Below are 19,577 nucleotides of genomic sequence, written 5' to 3'. Positions count from 1 at the left end.
ATCATGTTTTCCTGGCACGCATCCGTCGAGGGGCCGGACGCCACGTTCGCGCAGCCCCTCCAAACGGTCGACCTGTCGTTCCTGGGCGGCCGCCTGCCCCCCGAAGTACACGTCGACCTCGACGAATGCCTCAGAGCCTCGTTGCAGGCCGCGGAGAACAAGCTCCGCCCGGGCCAGGGCTCCTCGATGCTGACCCCCGTCGGCGTGTCCCTGAGCGCTTCCGGGTCCCTCAACGTCCTGGCCGACTACGAGGTCGACTTCGCCTACGACGACGAGGCCGTGGACAAGGCGCTCAACAACATGTTCGGAGAGATCCTCGCCGAGGCCGCGGACCTCCGCTGCATGGCCCTCAACTACTACGTGCGCATGAAGGATCCCACCGACGGCGGCGGCCCCCAGGACGTCAGCATGCGGCGGTCGACCGACTGGCAGGACAGGACGGCGCAGACGCCTCCCGGCGCCGTCGAGGCCGTGACCGTGGACCTGGAACACCGTGCCGGAGTCGCGTTCGCCATCTTCATGCCGTACGCCTGGCAGCGCTCGGCCCTGATCGTCGGCGACCTGATCGCCGCTCCCACCCGCCGCCAGGTCTGGAGCTGACGCGCAATGTCCACCGACATCTTCGGCGCCCGCGTCATGGGCGTCGACCCCTCCCGCCGCGAAGTCGAACTCCGCGTCTTCACCGTCTATTACGAGACGTCGAGCGAGGACTATCTCGCACCACCCGAGCGCGACCCGGGTTTCTTCTTCGGCCTCCTGTGGGAGACGGGGCGGTGGGACGGCCCCATCGGGAAGGCCGTCACCGTCGAGGAGATCCTCGACGACGAATGGCGCGCGACCAGCGCACGCTGGTTCGTCGAACGCGTCGAGCGGATGGCCGTGCGCAACGACCCTCCGGACTGGGAGGGCATGCACGACTTCTACTACGAACGCGACGGGGGCTGGCAGGACGAGGACAAGCTCGTTCAAGCCGACTATGTCGTACGGGTGACCGACGCGCGCTGGATGCGGCACCTGAAGCCTGGCGACGCCTGGGGAACCACGTGGTACCCGCTCCGCTCGGACCAGCTGATCTCCTGTGAGGCCCCGCACGTTCCGGACCTGCGCGACCCGGCAGCGGCCCTGACTCCCTTCGGGACCACCGTGCTCGAACGACTGGCCTTCTCCGACGACGGCCGTTACCTGGCGGGCTCCACCGGTGACGGTGACCTCGTGGTGTACGAGACCGCGGATTGGACCGAGCACTCCCGCATCCCGGTCGACGCCGACGCGTTCATGCCGCGCCTGATGTGGGTGCCTGGACGCCATGTCATCACGTTCCGAGGCACAGAGCCTGCCGACTCCCCGCAACAGGCGTACGACGTGAACGCACGCGCGATGGTGGAAATCCTGCCCGAGGAGGGCTTCGCCCGTTCTCTCACTGGGCGCTACCGCGTGGAATACGGCGTCGCCGACGGATTGGACTTCGTTGTAGGAGGGGCACCCGCCCGCCACGTCACGGTTGGCTCAAAGGAGTTCACTGTTGAGAGCGTGGCCTTCACCAGGGACGAGTCCCGTCTCTACGCCGCCGGCATGTCCAAGGACGTCTACGCCCTGGATCCTTCCACCGGCCAGATCCTCGACGTCTTCGAGAACGTCACCAAGCGCGTGTGGTCCATGGACGTGAGCCCCGACGGCGCCTACCTCGCGGTCGGAGGCCCCAGGGTCGACGCCTACGGCGACGAGCAGGAAGTCTCCATCATCCGCGTCCGCGACCATCAGCTGGTGACGAGTCACGTCCTCGGCCCGTACATCACTCGGCTCGCCTGGTCGCCTCAGGACGACTGGCTGCTCGCGACCGTCAGCGACGACTCGGAGGAGGGCGAGGTCCGCGTCATGCGCATCGGTCTCCCGGCTGAGCCGCCTCGGGACCTGTACACGGAATCCGTTGCCGACGCCCCCGATCCGGTCGCGGAGTACGCCCCGGAACTCGAAGAAGACAAACTGGACCCCGAGCGGATCCGTGCCATGGCCGAGGCCGGCGAGCCGCTCACCCGGGACGCCCTCGCGGCCCTGGCCCAAGAGCACGCTCGCTGGCTCGCGACCGGTGGCGGCGAGGCCATGGGCCGGGGCTGGTCCTGGCAGGTGCTGATCGCCGCGGGCCTGCCGCTCGCCATCTACAACGGCCCGGCGGGGGACGACGGCTTCCAGGCCAGCATCCGGAACGAGCCCATCGAGACCGGCGCCGACCTGCGCGGCTTCGTCCTCCCCCTTGCCGACCTCACGGCGATCTTCGGCGAGAAGCTGGACTTCTCGAACGCCGACCTGCGCGGCGCCACCATCACCGACGCCCAGATCCCGAACGTCTGCCTCCGCGGCGCGGATCTCTCCTACGCCGATCTCTCGCGCAGCAACCTGCGAGGCGCCGACCTGACCGGCGCCAAGCTGATCGGCACCGACCTGGAGGGCACCGACTTCACGGACGCCGACCTCACCGATGCCGACCTGACCGACGCCAAGGTCCCCGGCACACTCTTCATCGGCACCCGCCTGGAGGGGGCAAGAAACCTTCCCTTCTGAAGAGAAAGGGCGGTTCAGGCCTCTGCGGGCACTGGGACGGCGGGTGCGGGGGCGCGGTCGAGGCGCCTGGCCACGGGGGCGACCTGGGGCGCGCCGAGGATGTCGGCCATGCGCCGTTCGGCTCCGAGGCGGCGGCGCAGCAGGAGGTAGCCCGCGAACCCGGCGGGGCCGAAGAACACCTGGGCCGGGATCAGCTCGGGCCGGTCTCCCGTGACCATCTCGATGACGGTGGGCGACAGGGTCGGGGCCAGCGCTCCGAACACCGCCACCAGCGCGAGGGCGGTGCGCAGCCCCGCCCGGTCGTAGGCCTTGTAGGCGGTCGTGGTGAACAGCGCGTACGCCAGCAGGTCGCCCATGCCGATCACCGCGCCGTACTCCTCGCCGATCCGCAGGCCCGCCGAGGGCGCGAACGGGTAGCCCTGGATCGCGTCGGCAAGTTCCTGGGTCAGCGGGACGGCGGTCGCGAACGTCAGGTCGTAGACCGCCAGCAGCAGGATGAACCACGCGACGTGCTTCAGCTTCATCCCGCCCTGGACGTTCAGGTTGGTCGCCGAGACGACGATCAGCCCCACGACGGCGCTGTTGGCCAGCCAGAACACCGGCGAGACCGGGCCCAGCAGCAGCCGGGCGGCCAGATCGGCGGCCAGCAGCGTCCCGATCGCGGCCCAGCGGACGCGGCCGCGCGCCAGGATCGGCTGGTAGCCGACGCTCAGCCCGCCCGCGAACACCAGGGCGAGCACGGCGGGCAGCGCCGGGCCGGGCAGCGCCAGGTAGAAGAACGGCAGCGTCAGGACGAACCCCATCATCACCGCGATATCGCGGCCGTTGAACGTCCCCACGGGCGGCCGGGTGACCCGGACGCGCCGGAAGTAGACCACGGCCCCGACCGGCGCCGCCAGCGCGTAACAGAAGGTCACCCCGACGAGGAACAGCGTCTGCCCGGAGCTCATGCGGCCCTGCCCTTCATACGGCCCTGCCTTTCATACGGCCCTGCCTTCCTGAAGACGCCCGGAGTTGATACGGCACCTCCCGTGAATCATGCGGCGCCCCTCACGAAGGTCTCCTCGCGCAGGTCGCAGCGGAGCGGGCACAGGGCCCGCGCCTCCGGCTCGTCCAGGTCGACGATCTCGGCGGTCACGTCCAGGCCGCGTCCGGCGAAGGCGCCCACGACGTCGCCGGAAACGAGGTGCGGCGCGACGACGGTCAGGTGCAGCCGCCCGTCCGCCACGCGGACGCGGTGGCGCACCGGCCAGTCCACGCCGGGCAGGGCGTCGAGGGTCTCGACGACCTCGCGGGGCGTGACGATCCCGTCGCCCGTGCGCAGCAGCCGGCTCTCCTTGCCGAGGATCTCCGACACCGCCGGGACGGCGGCCAGCTCGCAGTCCAGGTTCTCGGGGAGCGCCCGCACCACGTCGCGGGTGTCGTAGCGCAGCACCGGCATGCACTCGCGGTAGGGGAAGTAGGGCGTGACGGTCAGCGTGCCGAGCGCGCCGGGCTCGGCGGCCTCGCCGCTCTCCAGGTCGAGCACCTCGGCATATCCCATGTTCGGGTCGATGTGCAGGTGCCGGTGCCCGCAGGTGCGTCCGCCCACCGGAAGCAGCTCGGTCACGCCGTAGGTGTCGTTGATCTCTTCGACGCCGAATGTCGCGCGGGCCGCCTCGGCCAGGGTCGGGGAGAACGTCTCGCCGCCGACGTACAGCGCGCGCAGCGTGAAGTCGCCTGGCCCGAGACCGCGGCGCCGGGCCGCGGTGACGAGCTGCCCGATGTAGCTCGGGTAGCCGTTCAGGATCGTCGGGACCGCGCCGCCGTCGTCCAGCAGATGGTCCAGGGACTCGTCGGGCGGCACCTGCCCGACCACGCGGCTGGCCGCGCCCGCCAGCCGCAGCATGTCGATGTCCTCCTGGACGGCGGCGGTGGCGCGCGAGCTCAGGTTGATCTGCATGCAGTCGCCGGGACGGACCTCGCCGCGCAGCAGCATCGACAGCGCGATGAGCGCGGGCCACAGCTCGATCTCGTACCGCGACAGCCACACCTGCGCGGGGCTCCCGGTGGTGCCGGTGGTCTGGGTGATGATCTGCGGCGTGCCGCAGAGGAAGTCCCGCTTGCGCGTCACCAGGTCGTGCTTGACGGTCACGGGGACGGTCCGCAGCGTCTCCGGCGTGAGCTTGCCCGGATCGACCCCCGCCGCCGCGAACCGCTCCCTGTAGAACGGCGATCGCCGGGCCAGCCGGCGGGCGGTGCGCTGCAACGCGCGGGTCTGCAGGTCGCGCCGGTCGTCGGGGTCGGCGAACGGGCCCTCGATGAGCTGGTTCACGTCGTCGCCCGGCTCCCCGAACTCGTGCAGCGTCGCCAGCGCGTCGTCCACCAGCCGTTCGACGACCCGGACGTTGAACGGGCGTCCCAGCACCATGGCCAGCGCCACCCGTACCTGCCGGATCCCGGTCTCCAGCACCCGCGCCTCCTCGTCTCAGTGAGCGTCGTGTGAGTGAGCGTCCACGGACGGGAGCGAGCGTGCGGAGAGTCGCTCTCCGCACGCCCGCCCCCAGCGCGGTCAGGAACCGCTGCAGCTACCGAAGAAGACGGCGGTCATCGCGCCCATCACGTAGCGGACCTGCTTGACACTGCTCTTGACGGCGACCATGGGAAGTCCTCTCCCTCGGGTGTGTCGGACGGTCGCCATCCTTGACGGGACTGTTCATGGAACGGGTATTGAGCTATTTATTGATCTTGTACCGCCGCCGCTCGACGGCTCCCGCCGCCCAGGCGGCCCCCCGGATGTGAGGTGTCGCTCATGCCGAGATTCGCTGTCCTGGGGCCCATCGAGGCCGACGGGGACGACGGGCCGTGCCGGCTGGGCGGCGCTCTGCGGCGGGCCGTGCTCGGGACGCTTCTGCTGGAGGCCAACCGTGTCGTCTCGGACCAGGCGCTGCTGGCCTCCTTGTGGTCGGTGCCGCCCGCCACGGCGATGGCTCAACTTCGCCAGCATGTCTCGGGCCTGCGCGCCGCCTTGGGCAGGCCGACGATCCTGCGGCGCGGCACCGGCTACGTCATCCGTGTCGAGCGGGAGCACTTCGACTTGGAGGTGTTCACCCGGCGGGTCGAGCACGCCCGCGCCGCGACGGCGAGCGGACGCCTGGACGAGGCGTCGGCGGCCTTCCGCGAGGCGCTCGCGCTATGGCGGGGCACCCCGATGGGCGGCGCCGCGCACGACTTCGTCGAACGGGTGAGACCGGCGCTGGAGGAACGGCGGCTGGCCGCGATGGAGGAGTGGTTCGACGTCGAGCTCGCCCTCGGCCGCCACTGCGATCTCGTGGGAGAGCTGCTGACGGCCGTCGGGCGCCATCCGTTCCGCGAACGGCTGCGCGGCCAGCTCATGATCGCCCTCTACCGGTGCGGCCGCCGGCCGGAGGCGCTGGCGGTGTTCCGCGAGGGCGGCGCGCTGCTACGCGACGAGCTGGGCCTGGAGCCCGGCCCCGACCTGCGGCGGCTGGAGCGGGCCGTGCACGTCGGCGACCCGGTCCTGAACCCGCCGCCCGCCGCGGCACCGCCGCGAGGCCGCTCGCCGCTGCCCGCCGACACCGGCGACTTCACCGGACGGAACGGCCCGCTCGCGGCGGTGCGCCGGGTGCTCGCCGGGGATCCCGCCCGGTCGGCGCCCGCGCTGTGCGTGATCAGCGGCGGGCCGGGCGTCGGCAAGTCGGCGCTGGCGCTGCACGCCGCCCACCTCCTGGCCGCGGACTTCCCCGGCGGCCGGTTCCATCTCGACCTGCGCGATCGCGACGGCGACCCGGCGGAGGCGCTCGCCCGGCTGCTGCGCCAGCTCGGGGCCGGGAGCGTCCCCGACTCCCTGGAGGATCGGGCCAGCGAGTACCGGGGACGGCTGGCCGGATCCCGGTCCCTGGTGATCCTCGACAACGCGAGCGGGGAACGCTCCATCCGCCCCCTGCTGCCGGGCGACCCCGGCTGCGCCGTCCTGGTCACCAGCCGCAGCCGCCTGACCGGCCTGGGCGGCGCGGACCGCGTCCACCTTGACCTGTTCGACGCCGGCCAATCCGTGGAGCTCCTGGCGCGCATCATCGGCGCGGAAAGGGTGCGGGCCGAGCCGGCGGCCGCCGCGAGCATCGCCGAATTGTGCGGCCACCTCCCGCTCGCGCTGCGGATCGCCGGAATCCGCCTGGCGGCGCGCCCGCACGCACGGATCGAGCGCTTCGCCGACCGGATGCGCGACGAGGACCGCCGCCTGGACGAGCTGAAGGCCGGCGACCTGGACCTGCGAGCGGTGTTCGCCGACTCCCATGTCGCCCTGCGCCCGTCCGCCCGGCAGGCCTTCCGCCTGCTGGGCGTCCACACCGGCGGCCGCTTCTGCGCCACCGTCGCGGCCGAGGTCCTGGAGGCCTCCCTGGAGAAGGCCGAGGACGAGATCGACGGCCTGGCCGACGCCGGGCTGATCGACTACGCCGGCATCGACGCCGGCGGCCACGACACCTACCGCACCCCGGGGCTCCTCCGCCTCTTCGCCCGCGACCTCTTCACCCGCGATCCCGCCCCCGCCACTTGATCACCGCGGGGGCGATTCTGCGCGGGTGACGCTCCGCGGCGTGTGAACGCGACAGCGGGAGGCGGTCTACGTGTCGGACGGGCCGTCGGGGAAAAGGCGCACCGGCCGGCCCTCGTGAAAGGTCGCGGTCAGGCCTTCTCCCCAGATGCAGGAGGACGGGGCTTTGGGCAGGCCCAGGCTGCGCAGCTCGTCCGCCACGGGGCCGGACCCGAGGGTGATGCCGATCGACGCGGGGTCCACGTGCTGCGCGGAGGACAGATCCGTGTCCACGGGCATGGCATAGGGCACGCCGTTGCGGTAGGAGTACGCGATGGTCCGGAGACGTCCTCCCAGGGACTTCGCCGGGACGCGCGGTATGCGCAGTTCCAGGGTCGGCTGCACGCCGACGACGAGGCTGACACTGACCAGGTCGGGGCTGTAATCGATCTCGATGAGCTCGATGCTGACGGGGTAGTCCATGGAGCCGTGCCCGATGGCGCAGGTGAGCAGGTCGTCGACCGGTGTGCGATGGACGAACAGCCCCGGCGTGCCCGCGGGATCGTCCGCGGGCCGGACCAGGATCGCGAAGGTGAGCTGGTGGCAGGACCCCCACTGCGTTCTCCGGTAGTCGCCTACGCTGAGGATGAACTGCGCAGCCCCGGCACGCGTCCGCACCAGTTCGAACGCCGTGCCGGGCACCAGCGCCCCGGCCACCTCGGCGGGAACGTCGAACACCAGCGTCGCCATGCCGAACTCGGCGACCTCGAGGGGGAAGGAGAGCCTCGGGTCGTAGTAGGTGCTCGGTGCGACGGGCTGCGTCATGGGTCCACCTCTTCACCTGCCCGCACAATGCCCTGTGGCCACTTTGGCGATAGGTCCATCCATGTAGTGATTTGTCGTCTGATCAGTCGACGTGCTCCCGGTCGAGGGTACGCCGGGAGGGGCGCGCTGGTCGGCGAAACGTCGTCTCCGGGCCGTCGGGTGGCCAGGGGTGGCTCGCCGGCGCGCTCCGCCGCGAACGGTGTTGACGCGAGGGGCCGGTGGGGTTACCGTGACGGCACTCGCCTCCGGCCAAGTGCTTGCTTGGGTAAGAGGAGCGAGCAGGGCGCGGGTCAACGACTCCATGGCATGATCATCGAGGTTGACATGACCCATTCGTCCGTGTCCCGTGCACAGCTCGTTCCCTCGGCGGCCGATCTGGCCGATCTGGCCGGTCTGCTCCGTCCGCAGCTGGCAGTCCTCGCCGAGGAGATCATCGAGCAGATCCGGCTCGACGTCCCGGAGTACGCGCTGCCCCTGCAGGGACGATTCGGGGCCGGCCTCCGGCTCGGCGTGGAGGAGGGACTCCGCCAGTTCGTCGAGCAGCTCGCCGCCCCCCAGACGCCGCATCTCCGCGTGGTGGAGGTGTGCCGGGCGCTGGGCAAGGGCGAGTTCCTGGAGGGCCGCAGCCTGGACGCGCTGCAGGCCGCCTACCGCATCGGTGCCCGCGTCGCCTGGCGTCGCTTCTGTGCGATCGGTGAGGCCGCCCGCATTCCTGCCGAGCGGATGTACATCCTGGCCGAAGCGGTGTTCTCCTACATCGAACAGGTGTCGGCACACTCGGTCGAGGCCTACTCCGAACTCCGCTCACAGGTGACCGACCCAATGAGGCGAGTGCGTCAGCGCCTGCTGGAACTGCTCACCGCCGACCCCGCCGTCGCCTCTCCCGACAGCCTCACCAAGCTCGCCCAGCAGGCTCAATGGCGGCTTCCCCGCACCGTAGCCGTGATCGTGCTGGCCGAACGCTGGTACGACACCCACGTCGTCTCCCCGGCCTTGGGCAACGACGTGCTGATCGACCTGGAACGCCCCGACCCCCTCCTGCTGATGCCCGATCCAGACGGGCCCGGCCGGGCCGACACCCTGCGTCACGGCCTGCACGGCACCCCGTTCGCCGTCGGCCCCAGCGTCCCGCTGCGACAGGCGGCGCTGTCGTTGCGGCTGGCGCGCCAGGGCCTGTCGCTGATGCAGCGCGGCATCATCGGAGCCGAAGGCCGCCTCCACTGCGATGACCACCTGCCCACCCTGCTGTTGCTGAGCAACGAGGGCACGCTGCAGATCATGACCGAGCGGCTGCTCGGCGATCACTGGGGCCTCAACCCGGAGCAGTTCGACCGGCTCGCCGACACACTGCTCGTCTGGATCGGCACCGGATCGTCCATTCCGGAAGTGGCGGTCCGGCTCGCACTGCACCCGCAGACCATCCGCTACCGGATGCGCAAACTCCAGGAACTGTTCGGCGACCGGCTGCACGATCCCCAATGGCGCTTCGAAATGGCACTGGCATTGCGCGCCCGCTCACTCTCCATCGGTGCCGACGGAGATTCCGCGAACCCAAGCCCGCCGACCGACAGGGGAAACTCGAGAACGCGCTGAGCCCCGGAGAGCCGCTGCTCCCCGAGGCTCAGCGCATACATCAGCAGATCAGCAGAACTTCCAGTCGCCCTTGCTGCCCCACGAGCAAGAGTCGGCCGCCTTCCCGTTCGGGTACCGCAGGTAGGCGGTGTCGCCGGTGTTGTTCCAGACGTACCAGCCGCGACCCCAATACCGGTGGGTCGAGGTGTTGCGGCCCTTTCCCGTGTGAACGGTCACCGTCTTGCCGGCCTTCAGGACGAACGCGCCGAAGGTGTAGGTGTAACCGGTCTTGTCGCGCAGCTTGTAGCCCCTCAGCTGCCGCGCCTTGCGAGACTTGTTGACCAGCTGCACCCACTCCCCGTTCAGCTTGGCGTTGCTCCGGGTGTCCTTGCCGGGGGAGTCGTAATAGACCCTGTAGATCTGGACCGCCGAAGCGGCCTCCGCCGGCGTCGGCACCAGCACCGTCGCAGCCGCGCACACCGCGGCCCCCGTTGTGATCAGTCGTGTACGCATGCCCATGACGCTAGAGAACGCGACCGATTCTCGTAGAAAAACCCATAGATGTTAAAAGTCCTCTTCTGGCTGGATAAGGCGGTAATCCAATCGCTCCTTCGCCGCGTCGGACGTGACCGGCACCGCGTCAACCCTGACCGGCACGGCGTCGGGTCTGACCGGCACCGGTCGCCCGGCTTGCGGATCCCTCCACGCATGCGATCTCTTTGCTCCCCATGGTGGAGATCGACTCGACCATGCCGCACTCGGCCCGGATCTGGAACTACTGGCTGGGCGGCAAGGACTTTTACCCGGTCGACAAGGCCATGGGCGACCAGATCATGGAGTTCTTCCCGGAGATCGCCGAGAATGCCCGGGGCAACCTCCGGTTCCTGTGCCGGGTGGTCCGCCACCTGGCCGAAGCCGGCGTCCGGCAGTTCCTGGACATCGGCACGGGCCTGCCGACCGCCGACCCCACCCATGAGGTCGCCCAGCGCATCGCCCCCGAATCCCGCATCGTGTACGTGGACAACGATCCGCTGGTTCTGGTGCACGCCCGTGCGCTTTTGACGAGCACTCCGGAAGGCGCGACCGACTACTTGGACGCCGATGTCGAAAACCCCGGGGCGATCGTCCAGGCCGCGGCCCAGACCCTGGACTTCTCCCAGCCCATCGCCCTCTTGCTCGTAGGCATCATGCAGTTCGTGGAAGACGACGCGGAGGCCAACTCAATAGTGAGCAGCCTTCTGACCGCTCTTCCCTCTGGCAGCTACATGGTTCTGACGCATCCCACCAACGTCGTACGTGGCGCGCGCATGGACGAAGCCGTTCGCCAGTGGAATGAAGGCGGTGGTTCTCCGCGGCTCTCCCTTCGTACCCCCGCCCAGATCACCGGGTTCTTCGACGCGCTGGAACTCATGACGCCAGGCGTGGTCCCCACGACCCTCTGGCGTCCTGAACCTTCCGACGAGGAGCCCAGCCCCATCGACGACTACGGCGGCCTGGCCAGCAAACCGTGAACGCGCAGCGGTCTGGGCACGTACCGCCTTACGGGGTAGCGACGCTATCGTCGTGCGCCGAGGTCGACGAACTCGGGGAGACGCAAGATGCACCGGGCTGGACTTACAGCAGCAGTCGCGTTCCTGATGCTGGCCCCGACCGCCGTACTCGTAAGCGTTCCCGCCTTGGCTGACTCCTCGTCGAAGCCCCGAGCAGCACCCACGACGAGGCCGCCGGCAGCTTCGCCGTCGGCGGCCGCCCCATCCGACTGTGATCCGCCACGGAGTTATCACGGGCCGGTCGGTGAGTCGTGGGCGCAGAAGCGGCTGGGCTTCGAACGCGTATGGCCCCTGACCAAGGGCCAGAACGTGACCGTCGCGGTCGTGGACAGCGGTGTCGAACCAAGCCATCCGATGCTGGCCGGCCGGCTGTCCGACTCGCGGATCACTGATCTGACGAGAACCGGCGAGCGCGACTGCGTAGGCCACGGCACCGCCGTCGCCGCGCTGATCGGCGGCCGGAACATGAGCGATCGCCGTCTCCCGCTGAGCGGTGTCGCGCCGGCATGCGACCTCTACGTGATCAAGAACCAGAACGAGGACCGCGACCAGGCGGGCGGCGACCGGCTGCCCGAGGCGATCAGGGCGGCGGTCATTGCCGAGGCCCAGGTGATCAACATCTCGATCAGTGCCGACCCTTCACCTCGCTTGAAAGCGGCCGTCCAATTCGCGCTGACCAACGATGCCGTCGTCGTTGCGGCGGCAGGCAACGTCCGGGAGCGGGACGGCGATGATGGCCCGGCTTATCCGGCGTCCTACCCGGGCGTCATCTCCGTGGCGTCGCTGGGGCAGGACGGTGCCCGGGCCGAAAGCTCGGGCCTCCGTTCCAAAGTGGACCTGGCCGCGCCAGGCAAAGACGTCTCGACGGCATGGACCCGTGGTGGCTACAACCTAGGTGCCCAGGGAACGAGTTTCGCGGCAGCCTATGTATCGGGAGTCGTGGCCTTGGTTCGTGCCCGTCATCCAGGGCTGAATCCGCAACAGGTGGTGCATCGGATGCTGGCCACCGCGGATGGCAACGTGGGGGAGGGCACCGGCCACGGCATGGTCAATCCTCTGCAGGCCGTGACCGCCCTGCTTCCGGAGGAGGGCTCCGCCGCCACGCCTCCGAACGCGTTGGCCCCGGTTCGTTTCGCTGCCCCAGAGCCGGCAGACCACCGCACCCAGAGGATCGCGATCGGCGTTGCAGGGGGAACCCTCGGAGTGGCCGCGCTGGCGGCCGTCGGTGGCATCGTCCTCCCTCTGGGCCGTCGCCGCCGCTGGCGCCCCGGCCGCGCAGTGCTGCACTTCGAGAAAGACGAGGACACGGCTGAAGCCCTCGACGTGGAACACGGAACCATCGGCCGCTGAGGTGACGGCGGTGGCGCGACGGCCGGAGCGGCTCGTCAGGTGGTCTGCTGCGGGGAGTTCTCGCGGTACGCGGTCTGGATCAGGCGGGCGCCGGTGCGCCGGTCGGTGAACGTGCCGCGGCCGGGTGGCCGCGGGACCGGGCGGACCTCACCGAAGAGCGGGCCCTCCTCGCTGCTCCCCGACATGATCAACGCCGGGGTGGCCATGTCCTTGAGCTGCTGGATCACCGGGTCGTACAACGCACGGCTCACCCCGCCCATGGCCCGTGACAGGACCAGATGAACGCCGATGTCGCGGGCTTGGGGCAGGAGCTCCACGAGCGGGAGCAGCGGATTGGACGCTGTGGCCACGAGATCGTAGTCCTCGACGAAGAGGAAGACGTCGCTGCCCTTCCACCAGGACCGATGACGCAGCTGCTCGGAGGTGAGGTCGGCGGGCGGCAAGCGGTCGTTCAGTGCGTCCACGAGGTTGTCCACCAGCTCCGCGGCCGCCGTCGACGAAGCCGCATATCCCACTCGATGCTCGGTATCGGCGGTGTCGAGCAGCGAACGCCTGTAGTCGATGAAGATCAGCTTTGCCTCGGCGGGCGTGTGCTGCGCGACGATACCGTCCGCGATCTGGCACAACAGGTTGGACTTGCCGCACTCGGTGTCTCCCAGGACCACGAAGTGCGGATCGGCCTGGAAATCGACGAGAACGGGCGCGAGGGCGTTCTCGTCGATGCCGATTGGAACCCGCCATCGCCGCCTGGGAGCATCGGTCAAGGCTTCGGTGGGCAGAAGGTCGGGCAGAAGGCGTACGGGCGGAGCCTTGGGACCACGCCACGCCTTCGCGACGGACTCGACCAGGGCGGCGACACCGTCCGTGAGATCGTCGGTGGTGCCGCGCCCATCGATGCGAGGAAGCGGGGCGAGGAAGTGCAGGCCGTCCCGTGTCAGCCCACGGCCGGGCCGTCCCTCGGGAACGTTCTCTGCCAGGCGTCGATCGATCTCCGATTCGTACGAGTCGCCGAGGCGCAGCTCCAGCCGCGTGCCGAACACATCCCGGATGCCCATCCGGAACTCCGACCACTTGCCCGTGGTCGCCACAACGTGGATCCCATACCCGAGACCGCGCCCCGCCAGATCCGTGATGGTCTCCTCAAGCTGCTCGTACTCCTGGCGAAGCGTCATCCAGCCGTCCACCACCAGGAAGACGTCGCCGAAACCATCGCTCGGCATCGCGTTGGAGGCACGCAGCCGCCGGTATGTGGCGATCGAGTCGATGCCACGTTCACCGAAGGCCCGTTCGCGCTCGTCCAGCAACGTGGAGATCTCCGCGACCGTACGCCGCACCCGATCGGAGTCGAGCCGGGTCGCCACGCCCCCGACATGGGGCAGGCCGGCAAGAGCGCCCAGCGTCCCGCCACCGAAGTCGAGGCAATAGAACTGCACCTCCGCCGGCGTGTGCAGCAGCGCAAGCGACGCGATCATCGAACGCAACATCGTCGACTTGCCGGTCTGCGTGGCACCGGCGATACCGACGTGGCCGGCCGCCGCCGAGAGATCGACCCAGAACGGATCGCGCCGCTGGTCGAACGGCCGGTCGATGACTCCGACCACCGCCGCGAGCTTGCCACGGCCCTCCCACTCCGTGGTGGTCAGCCCGTACTGCGGCGAGGCCGACAGCGGCGGCACCAGCTGGTCCACCGTCGGCGGCACGTCCAGCGGGGGCAGCCAGATTTGATGCGCGGCCGGCCCGTGCCCCTCAAGCTGGCCGATGACGACTCTGAAGAGACTTTCCTCCGACTCCCGCTCGCTCGCCGCAGCCCTTTGGGGGTCGGGCGGCTGAACGGTCTGGAGCGGAATGTAGCCAACACCGTAAGGCAGTATCCGGCGCTGCTGAACGTGGCCGAGTTGAGCCTTGGCCTGTTGCCGCTCCCCGTTCACCGGCCCGGATACGTACGCCGCCTTGAACCGCACCATGTCCGTAACGTCGACCTTCAGATACCCGTTGCCCGGAGCCGACGGCAGCTCGTAAGCGTCCGGCACGCCCAGCACCACCCGCGACTCCATGGCCGAGAACGTGCGCAGACCGATCCGATATGAAAGATGCGTGTCGAGGCCCCGCATCTTGCCTTCTTCCAGCCGCTGCGACGCCAGCAGCAGATGGACTCCGAGTGAACGTCCCAACCGCCCGATCATCACGAACAGCTCAGCAAATTCCGGCTTGGCCGAAAGCAGCTCCGAGAACTCGTCCAGGACCACGAACAATGTCGGCATCGGCTTCAGCGAGACGCCCTGATCGCGAGCTTTCTCGTACTCCCGCAGCGACACGAAATTTCCCGCCGCGCGCAGCATCTCCTGCCGCCGGACCATCTCGCCGTGCAACGCGTCATACATCCGGTCGACGAGCGGGAGTTCGTCCTCCAGGTTGGTGATCACGGCTGAGACATGCTGAAGTCGGTCCAGCCCAAGGAACGTGGCGCCGCCCTTGAAGTCGACCAGGACGAAGTTGAGCGTCTGCGGCGAATGCGTCGCGGCAAGCCCGAGTACGAGCGTGCGCAACAACTCCGACTTGCCCGACCCCGTTGCGCCGATGAGCAGCCCGTGCGGCCCCATCCCGCCCTGTGCCGATTCCTTGATGTCGAGCTCCACCGGCCGCCCGTCCGCGTCCACGCCGATCGGAACCCGCAGCCGGTTGCGCGGCGCCCGAACCTGCCAGCTCCGCGCCAGATCGATGCCGTACGGACTGCGCAGTCCGAGCAATGAGGTCAACGTGAGGTTGGCCGCCAACGCGTTCTGCTCAGGTTCTTCACGCGCTCCCGCCCGCAACGGTGCCAGCCGCAGCGCGAACCCCTCCGCCTGCACATGCGTGAGGCTGTCGGCTCTGCCCAGCGGAGTGGCGACGTCCTTCCCAGTGCGGTCGCGCTCCAGCATCTCGAGACCATCACCCGTGACCTGCAACCGCAGCATCGTCGCATCCGGCGTAGGCGCGACCGACTCGCTGAGGTCGATCACACACACGCCCTTGATGCCGTCCGCCCCGAGCTGCGAGTCCGGCGTGACGACGCCCCCGTCCACGATGACCACGTGGTACGGCAAGTCCTGCGGACCGACTCCCGCACTGAACCGCGGACGGTCCTTGATCTCCTCTCCCAGCAGTTCTTCCAGCGCCGACAACGAGTGGGTGAGCAACCGGATCGCCCCCGCCGCGTCATGCCGTGCGGGATGCAGGCAGTGCGGGAGCCACTTGGCCCACTGCCACTCAGGCATCCGTTCCGGCGACGCGCAGATCGAGATGCGCAGGTCGTCGGGCGCGTGAAAGGCCGCCATCTGCGCGACCATCGCTCTCACCATCGCACGCGCCGCCCCGGAACCGCCGGTCGTCATGATGCGCGCGAACGCGGGCAGCGAGACCGACACCGGCAGGTCTGGAACGGTTGAGTGCGCCCGCAGGAACCTCCGCAGCGCACCCGCGCACATCGGCTCCAGGTCCTCGATCGGCTTGGTCTCCGGGACGATCAGCTCCAGCGCCAGTTGCTGCCTGCCCCGCCCGATCCGCACATGCCCGAAGTCCTCGTCCGCCGGCCGCCGTTCCCACAGCCGGTGGCTCATCACCATCGACCACAGCGTCCGCGGGCTGGGCCCGGTCCACTCCAAGGCGTCCCGCTGCTGCTTCGCGGCCTTCCTTACCCGTGACCGGATCTGGTCGAGATAGCGGTAGTAGTCACGGCGGGAGGTGTTGAGTTGCTGCTTGCGCTCTCCCGCGCTCTGCCCCACGTGGCCGAAACCCATCCCGACCATGGACAACACGAACAGGCCGCCGGCCACCCACATGATCGGGTTGCCGCCGTTCGCGCCGCCCGCGCCGCCCATGAACATGAGCCCCATGGCCGCGCCGCCGGCCGCCATCGGGAGGTACATCAGCGCGTTCGCGAAGCCTTGGTTGACGGCCTCCGGGATCTCCGGCGGCGGCTCCAGCATGATCTCGCCCTCGGGCATCTGTGGAGGTGGACGCCGTTCCGGACGACGTACGAGAACGATGCTCACCGCTCCGACCCTTCTCGATCGTCAGCACAGACCACCGTGACCGGCAGTCAACAACCGGTCATCCTAGTAATCACCATTCCCTCGGTGAACCTGGCTAAGGTCGTACGACGGTTCGTGGCGCCGAGGTTCAAGTGGTTGAAATGTCGTTTTAGTAACCATCGAACCCGTTCATGAACGTTGCCGTAACTCCTGTCGGGCTGGTAGTCAATATGCGTCCATGATCGCTTAATTGACCACCGAGCCCAGGGAACCGGCGAGCCCGCGAACCCATCGAACCCGGCGAACAGATCGGAGGTCGCATGAACCCCGCCACCGGAGCCGACCTCTGCCGGGTCGCCCTGGTAGCACCAGGTCGCCGCGTCGACCTCTCCCTCCCCGCAGACGTCCCGCTCGCTCACATGCTGCCCACGCTGCTGCAAGCCGCAGGCCGCGACCTGGCCAACGCGGGCCTCGCGCACTCAGGCTGGGTGCTGCAACGCCTGGACCAGCCACCCTTCGACGAGTCGATGTCCCTGGGCGCTCTAGGAGTCCGAGACGGCGAACTGCTCTACTTCCGCCCCGAGATGGCCCAGCTGCCCGAAGTGGTCTTCGACGACGTGGCGGACGTGGTCGCAACGGGTATCAACGAACACTCCGACCGCTGGAAGCCCGAACACACCCGCCGCTTCGGCCTTGTCGCCAGCGCCTCGCTCCTGGTCTCAGGGGCGGTCGGCCTGGCGTTCTCGGGTCCACCCTGGCCCCTGATCTCGATCGCCGCCGGAGCCATCGCCGCCGTCCTCCTCGTCACGGGCGTAGTCCTCTCCCGTGCACTCTCAGACGCTGGCGCTGGAGCGGTCCTAGGCTTCAGCGCGCTTCCATACGCGTTCCTGAGCGGCCTTGTAGCACCCGCCCGTTCAGTGGACCTTTCGGATCTGGGCTCCCCTCACATCCTGTCCGCCACCGCCACAACCGCACTTGCCGCAGTCATAGCCGCCTTCGCCATCATGGAAGGCCTCCCGACCTACCTAGGCGTAGCGTTCGCGGCGCTCCTGGGAGCCCTGACCTCCGCGCTGGTAGAAGGCTTCGGCGCAGACCCGACCGGCATGGCCGCGATATCAGCTTCCCTCTGCCTGGTCCTGACGGCTCTCATCCCATCCCTGGCATTCCGCCTGGCAAGACTGCCGCTACCGCCCGTACCGGAGACCGCCGAAGAGCTCCGAAGCGCCCAGACGTTCGACGGCCCAACTCTCCTCCGCCGTACTAAGGAAGCCGACCGCTACAGCACGGGCCTGGTAGCGGGCGTAGCCCTAGTCTCCCTAGGGGCCCAGTTCTTCCTGCTCACCGAACGAACCTGGCTCGTCACCACCATGAGCCTCTGCATCTCACTGGTCCTGTTGCTCCGCGCCCGCGTCTTCCACGGCCGCACACAACGCCTCTGGCTCCTTGGCAGCGGCCTGACCGGCCTAGCGCTCCTAGGCGTCTCCTGGGGCACAAACTCCTCACCCGGCGAAACCGTCCTTGCGGCCGCCGTCCCCATGCTCCTAGCCGTAACCATCATGCTCGTGATGGCCCTGCGCCCCCCAACCCACAAGCCCTCACCGTTCTGGGGCCGGGCAGGCGACATCCTTGACCTGACGCTCATCATCAGCCTGTTCCCGTTCGCCATGGCTTTGCTCAACCTCTACACCTGGTTGCGCGGATTGGCTGGCTAACGTCATGCAGACTAAGAAAGACCTCTACCAGGCCCACAAGTTGATGACTCAGCGCGTCACCTTCGCGCTCCTCCAGGGCAAGCCAGGCGCGGCCGAGTCCCCCCTCCGCCGCACAGGCGTCGGCGCCCTCTGCGGCGTCATGGTGGTAGTCCTTGTAGCAGCCGGCTTCGGCATCACGGGCCTCCTCCTCAAGGGAGGCGCCCGCAACCTGGAACAGCCAGGCCTGGTTCTCATCGAAAAGGAAACCGGCGCCGCATACTCCTACAGCGCCGACCAAAAACGCCTAATCCCGTTCCTCAACTACACGTCAGCCCGCCTGGCCATGTCGGGCAACACCATCCAGCGCAAGCTGGTCTCAAGCCGCTCCCTGGCCAAATACACGCGCGGCTCCCTGACCGGCATCCCGAACGCACCCGAGTCCCTGCCCGACCCATCCAAACTGGTCCGGGCCCCCTGGTCCCTCTGCGTCCGCACCCCACCCTCAAGCACCATCGCCACCCCGACCGTCTCCCTCATAGGAGGCCGAGACGTGGCCGGCCGTCCCTTGGTCAACACCCAGGCGGTCCTGGTCCAAGGCGGCTCCCAAGCCTGGCTCATCTGGCGCAACACCCGCATGCGGATCTCGCGCCAATCAGTCCGCACCCTCACCAACGCGCAACCACCCCAGGTCGACGAACGCTGGTTGAACGGCCTTCCCCAAGGCCCCGACTACGCCGCGCCCCTCATCCCCAACCGAGGCGCTCGCGCAGAACCAACCCCAGACGGTCGCATCCCCACCATCGGCCAGGTCTACCGAGTCCCGCCCATCGCGGGATCAGCCGCACGCTGGTACGTGCAACTCTTCGACGGCCTTTCGGGCATCTCAGAAACCCAAGCCGTCCTACTCCTCTTCACCGTTGGAGCCAGCTCCGCCATCGACATCACTCCAGCCGCCGCCACCAACATCTCAAACACCACCCTCTTCAACCGCCAACTCCCAGAGAGCCCGCCCAAGGCTCTCCCATATGAACCAAGTGAGCCCCTCTGCGCGGTCTACAGCGACAGGAGCCTGGACGCACGCTTCACCATCGGCGGCACTCTCCCGCCACCTCCTGCCACCCGCTCGACCATCGACCAGATCGTCCTGCCCGGTGGAGCCACGTTCGCCGGTACCCTCACCGCCCCCAACCAGCAACCCCAGTCCTTCTCGCTCATCACCGAGCAAGGCGTCCGCTACCCGATCCCCACCCCTGAGGACGCAACGAAACTCGGCTATTCCGCAGCCTCATCCGCCCAGGTCCCCGCCAACATCCTCCAGCTCTTCCGTCCAGGCCCTGCCTTGACGTCCTCCGCCGCGGTCCGGCCGGTTCCGGCCACCTAGGATTTGAATATTCAAGTCCTTGAGCACGTACAACCTGGCGAGACAATAGATCCAAACACGACAACCTCACCCTGACAGTTCATATGACTGGTGGACAGTAAATCT

The 19,577-nt window shown here is 68.7% G+C and carries 13 protein-coding genes; 8 read left to right on the top strand and 5 right to left on the bottom strand.

From position 1 onward, the window contains the following. Positions 1-3: 3 nt before the first annotated feature. Together ACGFNU_RS17915 and ACGFNU_RS17910 are read left to right on the top strand one after the other, a co-directional pair. Positions 4-600 carry a hypothetical protein gene (locus tag ACGFNU_RS17915; RefSeq protein WP_392594807.1) on the top strand — a complete coding sequence of 199 codons (597 nt, stop codon included), beginning with the start codon at positions 4-6 and terminating at the stop codon, positions 598-600. Positions 601-606: 6 nt separating this feature from the next. Beyond that, positions 607-2,559, top strand: a complete 1,953-nt coding sequence (locus ACGFNU_RS17910; protein ID WP_392594806.1) for a pentapeptide repeat-containing protein — start codon at positions 607-609, stop codon at positions 2,557-2,559. Between the two features lie 14 nt (positions 2,560-2,573). On the opposite strand, the gene ACGFNU_RS17905 is transcribed toward ACGFNU_RS17910, so the two are convergent. Then, on the bottom strand, positions 2,574-3,509 hold the full coding sequence (locus tag ACGFNU_RS17905; protein WP_392594805.1) for a hypothetical protein: 936 nt from the start codon (positions 3,507-3,509) through the stop codon (positions 2,574-2,576). 86 nt (positions 3,510-3,595) lie between these two features. Beyond that, positions 3,596-5,011, bottom strand: a complete 1,416-nt coding sequence (locus tag ACGFNU_RS17900; protein ID WP_392594803.1) for a phenylacetate--CoA ligase family protein — start codon at positions 5,009-5,011, stop codon at positions 3,596-3,598. Positions 5,012-5,350: 339 nt separating this feature from the next. Between ACGFNU_RS17900 and ACGFNU_RS17895 the strand changes: the two genes are divergently transcribed. Then, on the top strand, positions 5,351-7,117 hold the full coding sequence (locus tag ACGFNU_RS17895; RefSeq protein ID WP_392594801.1) for a BTAD domain-containing putative transcriptional regulator: 1,767 nt from the start codon (positions 5,351-5,353) through the stop codon (positions 7,115-7,117). Positions 7,118-7,183: 66 nt separating this feature from the next. Here the strand turns inward: ACGFNU_RS17895 and ACGFNU_RS17890 are convergent, their stop codons facing one another. Beyond that, the gene (locus tag ACGFNU_RS17890) at positions 7,184-7,918 is read right to left on the bottom strand and encodes a hypothetical protein (RefSeq protein ID WP_392594799.1); all 735 of its coding nucleotides are present in this window, start codon (positions 7,916-7,918) and stop codon (positions 7,184-7,186) included. A gap of 324 nt (positions 7,919-8,242) precedes the next feature. Here ACGFNU_RS17890 and ACGFNU_RS17885 point away from each other — a divergent pair, with 324 nt between their 5' ends. Further along, entirely contained in the window at positions 8,243-9,511 is a 1,269-nt protein-coding gene (locus ACGFNU_RS17885) for a PucR family transcriptional regulator (RefSeq protein ID WP_392594798.1), read from the top strand. Between the two features lie 48 nt (positions 9,512-9,559). Here ACGFNU_RS17885 and ACGFNU_RS17880 read toward each other — a convergent pair whose 3' ends face one another. Beyond that, positions 9,560-10,003 (bottom strand): lamin tail domain-containing protein, encoded by a 444-nt coding sequence (locus ACGFNU_RS17880; protein WP_392594797.1) that lies wholly within the window; start codon positions 10,001-10,003, stop codon positions 9,560-9,562. Between the two features lie 215 nt (positions 10,004-10,218). Here ACGFNU_RS17880 and ACGFNU_RS17875 point away from each other — a divergent pair, with 215 nt between their 5' ends. Further along, complete coding sequence (locus ACGFNU_RS17875) at positions 10,219-11,001, top strand: SAM-dependent methyltransferase (RefSeq protein ID WP_392594795.1); 783 nt, start codon at positions 10,219-10,221, stop codon at positions 10,999-11,001. Positions 11,002-11,349: 348 nt separating this feature from the next. After that, positions 11,350-12,390 (top strand): S8 family serine peptidase, encoded by a 1,041-nt coding sequence (locus ACGFNU_RS17870; RefSeq protein WP_392594793.1) that lies wholly within the window; start codon positions 11,350-11,352, stop codon positions 12,388-12,390. A 35-nt stretch (positions 12,391-12,425) separates the two neighbouring features. On the opposite strand, the gene eccCa is transcribed toward ACGFNU_RS17870, so the two are convergent. Beyond that, complete coding sequence (eccCa, locus tag ACGFNU_RS17865) at positions 12,426-16,421, bottom strand: type VII secretion protein EccCa (protein ID WP_392594791.1); 3,996 nt, start codon at positions 16,419-16,421, stop codon at positions 12,426-12,428. A 299-nt stretch (positions 16,422-16,720) separates the two neighbouring features. On the opposite strand from eccCa, the gene eccD reads away from it, so the two are divergent. Both eccD and eccB read left to right on the top strand, forming a co-directional pair. Further along, complete coding sequence (gene eccD / locus ACGFNU_RS17860) at positions 16,721-18,112, top strand: type VII secretion integral membrane protein EccD (RefSeq protein ID WP_392594789.1); 1,392 nt, start codon at positions 16,721-16,723, stop codon at positions 18,110-18,112. A gap of 4 nt (positions 18,113-18,116) precedes the next feature. After that, positions 18,117-19,472, top strand: coding sequence for a type VII secretion protein EccB (gene eccB, locus ACGFNU_RS17855; RefSeq protein WP_392594787.1), 1,356 nt, complete (start codon positions 18,117-18,119; stop codon positions 19,470-19,472). Positions 19,473-19,577 lie beyond the last annotated feature (105 nt).

The organism is Spirillospora sp. NPDC048911, from assembly GCF_043198015.1.
Classification (GTDB): Bacteria; Actinomycetota; Actinomycetes; order Streptosporangiales; family Streptosporangiaceae; genus Spirillospora.
The sequence above is the reverse complement of the archived record's forward strand: the minus strand, read 5'-3'. Positions and strand labels throughout refer to the sequence as shown.

What these genes read in the sequence shown, in the direction of transcription:
- eccB (WP_392594787.1), top strand. Translation starts at nt 18,117, where the DNA reads ATGCAGACTAAGAAAGACCTCTACCAGGCCCACAAGTTGATGACTCAG.
- ACGFNU_RS17885 (WP_392594798.1), top strand. Translation starts at nt 8,243, where the DNA reads ATGACCCATTCGTCCGTGTCCCGTGCACAGCTCGTTCCCTCGGCGGCC.
- ACGFNU_RS17905 (WP_392594805.1), bottom strand. Translation starts at nt 3,509, where the DNA reads ATGAGCTCCGGGCAGACGCTGTTCCTCGTCGGGGTGACCTTCTGTTAC.
- ACGFNU_RS17880 (WP_392594797.1), bottom strand. Translation starts at nt 10,003, where the DNA reads ATGCGTACACGACTGATCACAACGGGGGCCGCGGTGTGCGCGGCTGCG.
- ACGFNU_RS17890 (WP_392594799.1), bottom strand. Translation starts at nt 7,918, where the DNA reads ATGACGCAGCCCGTCGCACCGAGCACCTACTACGACCCGAGGCTCTCC.
- ACGFNU_RS17915 (WP_392594807.1), top strand. Translation starts at nt 4, where the DNA reads ATGTTTTCCTGGCACGCATCCGTCGAGGGGCCGGACGCCACGTTCGCG.
- eccD (WP_392594789.1), top strand. Translation starts at nt 16,721, where the DNA reads ATGAACCCCGCCACCGGAGCCGACCTCTGCCGGGTCGCCCTGGTAGCA.
- ACGFNU_RS17910 (WP_392594806.1), top strand. Translation starts at nt 607, where the DNA reads ATGTCCACCGACATCTTCGGCGCCCGCGTCATGGGCGTCGACCCCTCC.
- ACGFNU_RS17895 (WP_392594801.1), top strand. Translation starts at nt 5,351, where the DNA reads ATGCCGAGATTCGCTGTCCTGGGGCCCATCGAGGCCGACGGGGACGAC.
- ACGFNU_RS17875 (WP_392594795.1), top strand. Translation starts at nt 10,219, where the DNA reads ATGGTGGAGATCGACTCGACCATGCCGCACTCGGCCCGGATCTGGAAC.